This is a genomic window from Gordonia sp. (in: high G+C Gram-positive bacteria), assembly GCF_049299075.1.
Lineage (GTDB): Bacteria > Actinomycetota > Actinomycetes > Mycobacteriales > Mycobacteriaceae > Gordonia.
Window position 1 is genome coordinate 1 of record NZ_JBAQWU010000067.1, and the last position, 4177, is coordinate 4177.

Consider the following 4177-nt stretch of genomic DNA (forward strand, 5'->3'; position numbering starts at 1 on the left):
GCCGGAACGTTCTCGTCGTAACCCATCGCCGACAGCGAGGCGCGAATCTTCCGGGCCGCCTCGTCGAGCACGGCGGGATCGGGATTCTGTTCTGCTGCACGGAGATCAAACAGCTCTTCCGACCACGCCGGGAAAACATGAATATGCAGGTGCGACACTTCGAGCCCAGCAATCAGCAAACCCATGCGGGGTGCGTCGTACGCCTTCCGAATCGCCCGCCCGACCTTCTGCGCAACATCGGTGAGGTGGGTGAAGGTCGGGGTGTCGATCTGCTCCCAGTGGTCGATCTCTTTGCGGGGCACCACGAGTACGTGCCCCGGAGTCACCGGGTTGATCGTCAAGAATGCGACACACTGACCGTCCTTCCAGACGAACCGTCCGGGGAGGTCACCGTTGATGATCTGCGTGAAAATCGAAGCCATGGCTACAGCCTAGTCGCGCGCACGCACAGTCGGCAGCACGAACCAGAACCGCGCGCCCTGCCCCGGTCCCGTCGTGACCCCGACTCGTCCGCCGTGCGCTTCGATCAACGCCGCGACTATCGATAGTCCCAGGCCGCTGCCCGCCGCCGCCGTCTCCCGATGCCGCGAGGAATCACCACGGAAGAACCTTTCAAAAACCCGCTGCGCATCCTCCGCGGACAGGCCTGGCCCCTGATCGACGACGTCGACGCGCGCCTGACCGGTCTCCTCGGATACGACAACGCTGATCGGCGTGCCCGCCGGGGTGTGCATGATCGCGTTGCCGATCAAGTTGCGCAGCACTTGCATGAGACGCGGCGATTCACCGTCAACGACGGGGCCGGGGTCGCGCGTCTGATCCTCGACGATGATCTCCCGATCGGGTGCGGCGGCCCGGGCGGCCGCGGCGGCGTCGCGGACCAGCTCGGAGAGCATCACCGGCGCCGTGGTCAGCGGGCGCTGCGAGTCGAGGCGGGCAAGCATCAGCAGATCCTCCACGAGCATGCTCATCCGGTCCGCCTCCGCAGAGATCCGCCGCACCCCATCGGCCGGGTCCGGCATCATGTCGCCGCGAATCAATTCGGAGAAGCCTTTGATAGAGGTCAGTGGGGTCCGCAACTCATGGGAGGCGTCCGCGATGAACCGGCGCATGCGTTCCTCGGAGGCGCGCGCCTGCTGCTCGGAGGCTTCGGTCGCTGCGAACGCCGTCTGAATCTGGGCGAGCATGCCGTTGATCGAGTCGGCCAAGCTGGCCACCTCGGTGCCCGGCCGCATCTCCGGCACCCGCCGGTCCAGGTCGCCGCCGGCGATCGCGTGCGCCGTCTCTTCGACGCGGCGCAGCGGCCGTAGCGACGAGTTGACCAGCAGATAGCCCGCCCCGCCGAGCATGAGGACCACGACTGACCCGATGCCGACCTGCAGCCAGATCAGTCGGGACATGGTCGCGTCGACGTCGGCAAGGGGCGTGGCCACAACGATCCGCGCGGACTGGTCGGTCGGCGAGATCCGCTGGATCACCCGCCAGTCCGGGCCGGTCCCGGTCGAGGCGACCGTTCGTGGACCGGTGTCGACCACAGGTAACGAACTCAGGTTCGGGGTCCACGCGTAGTCGCTGGTGACCAGGCTTTCACCGGAGAAGTCGACGCGCACGTAGAAGTTCGAGGGCGGGCGCCGCGGACCAGGGCCCTCGCCCCGGGGTCCGCGGCTGCGTTCCCTACTGGAGAAGGGTCCGGGTCCGGGAATCGCCCAGGTATTGGTGGCCTCAATCAGGCTCGCGTCGAGCCGACCGATCAGATCGGCACGCATGGCGGAAGTCACTGCGATCCCCGACGTGAGCAGACCGACGACCACCAGCGCCAGGGTGAGCGCCACCAGGGACACCCGCAGCGGAATGCCGCGCCGCGCCGCTCGGGCGGGCGGGGTGGCGGTCGTCTCGGGGGCACTGCCCACGGTCGGGTTCACCGGTTCAGACCCGCGGCTCGCGCATCACGTAGCCGACCCCGCGCAGCGTATGGATCAGCGGCTTGTCGCCAGTGTCGACCTTGCGCCGCAAATACGAGACGTACGATTCGACGACGTTCACCTCGCCGCCGAAGTCGTAGTTCCAGACGTGATCGAGGATCCGTGGCTTGGACAGCACCGTGCCAGCGTTCACCATGAAGTACCGCAGCAGGGTGAACTCGGTGGGCGAGAGCGCGACCGGCTCGCCGGATTTGAATACCTCGTGCGTTTCGTCGTCGAGTTCCAGATCGGCGAAGCGAATCTTGGTCGGTTCACTGTCCGCGTCGCCGAAACCGCTGCGCCGCAACAGCACTTCGAGGCGGGCAACCACCTCTTCCAGGCTGAACGGTTTTGTCACGTAGTCGTCGCCGCCGATCGTCAGGCCGGTCACCTTATCGGCTACCGAATCCCGTGCGGAGAGAAAGAGGGCGGGCGCGCCGAGGCCGTCGGCCCGCAAACGCTTGAGCAGACCGAAGCCGTCCATGCCGGGCATCATCACATCAAGGATCACCACATCGGGACGGGTCGCCCGCGCGACGTCGATCGCATTGGGGCCGTCGACGGCCGTCATCACTTCGTAGCCCTGGTATTTCAATGAGACCGACAGCAGCTCGCGGATGTTCTCCTCGTCGTCGACGACCAGGACGCGCGCCGGCCGTTCGGCAGTCGTTGCCTTCATGCCCATCAGTGTGTACCCGGCGACTGGCCGCACCCTGGAAGAATCCTGGAAGCTTCCTGTGAGTGGTCGTTGCGGCCAATCGTCAGCCAACCAATCGTCGGGCAGATCACCGGAATCCCAGGACTTCAGAGCCCCAGGCTCGCAACAGGTTCCGGTCAAGATCGGAGACGGCAGTGTCGTCCGCACCGATCAGCAGCGAGTCCTGGCCGGCGGGCGTGTAGGGCTTCCACTGCGCCGTCGAATCGGCGGACACCGGGTCGCCGTTGGTGGCGAATCCGAGCCAGCGCTGCTGCATGCGGCGCTGCACTTTGGCACCAGCCTTGCGTCCGCCCAGCCGATAGCTGACGTCCATCTTGGTCGAGGCCGGATTGCCCCAGACATACGGGAGTTCGGTGGCGTGCGTCGCGCCGATGCCGAGCACCCGAAAGAGCGGAGTCGCCCAGTCGTACCGATACAGGTGCACCGGCGCACGACGGCTGTGCGCTTCGGCAATCCACACGGCCGGCATCCGAAATCCGAGATCCCGCGAAATACCCATCGACCGTGCCGTGGTGCGCCTGCGCGCGTAGGCGCCGGCGACGTCGTCGTCGGTCGGGATCGCCACCTCCGGCTGCTCCTGGGCGATCAGCTCGAACATCGAGTCGACTTGTTCCTGCGTGACCGGCATCAGCGGCGCCTTCATCCATTTGAAGAGCGAGGTCTCATCGCGGTTGGTGCCGATCAGCAGCGGAACGTCGTGCGCCGTGCCGTCGCCGATGGCCGCCAGCGGATCCACCGGGATCAGATCGTCATCGATCACCGGCGCGTAGGCGATGATTCCGGGGAAGTCGACCGGCACCTGATTGAACAGGCGCGACGACGCTGCGACCAGTGCGCGCACCGGAAGGCGCCGGAGCGCCGCCGCGTCCGCATCCGCCGGGGCCCCGAGGTCCTTGAGGAGGAGATCGGCATGGCGGGTGGCCCGCTCGCGCGAGTAGACGCTGGTAGCCGGCGAGCTCTGCGCGATGGCCCGGGCGAAGAGGCCCGCGGCTTCGGGCACCGCGAGCAGCGTCGTCACTAGCCCCCCACCCGCCGACTCGCCGAAGACTGTCACCTGATCCGGGTCACCACCGAAGCGTTCGATATTGCCGCGTACCCAGCGCAGCGCCTGCACCACATCGGACACGCCACAGTTCGTCTCGAAGTCGCGGTCACCGCCGGGAATGTCCCCCCATTCGGCGAAGCCGAGTGCCCCCATCCGGTAGTTGACGGTCACCACGACCACCGGCGTGCCTTCCGCACGCGAGGCCGTCACCAGGGCAGAGCCGTCGTACAGCGGCTGGCTGCCCGATCCGCAGATGTACGCGCCGCCGTGCAACCACACCAGCACTGGGCGTCGGTCCGCGGCGGTCGCCGCCCCGGCCGGCGACCAGATGTTCAGGTAGAGGCAGTCCTCGTTCTGTGTGGTGCCCGGGCCAAGGTCGATCACCGGCATCACCGGCTGCGGCGCTACCGAGCCGAAGGTGGTCGCATCGCGCGGCTCGGCCCAGGGCTGCGG

Annotated in this window: 4 protein-coding genes; all 4 read right to left on the reverse strand. The window is 67.2% G+C overall.

From position 1 onward, the window contains the following. Nucleotides 1-422, reverse strand: a 422-nt coding sequence (locus tag WAW85_RS02440) for an HIT family protein (RefSeq protein WP_422558069.1), incomplete at its 3' end; no start/stop codon positions are given. A gap of 9 nt (nucleotides 423-431) precedes the next feature. Then, nucleotides 432-1922, reverse strand: a complete 1491-nt coding sequence (locus WAW85_RS02445; RefSeq protein WP_422558070.1) for a sensor histidine kinase — start codon at nucleotides 1920-1922, stop codon at nucleotides 432-434. 4 nt (nucleotides 1923-1926) lie between these two features. Further along, entirely contained in the window at nucleotides 1927-2640 is a 714-nt protein-coding gene (locus WAW85_RS02450) for a response regulator transcription factor (protein WP_422558071.1), read from the reverse strand. 106 nt (nucleotides 2641-2746) lie between these two features. Next, a partial coding sequence (locus WAW85_RS02455) for a carboxylesterase/lipase family protein (protein ID WP_422558072.1) occupies nucleotides 2747-4177 on the reverse strand: 1431 nt, incomplete at its 5' end.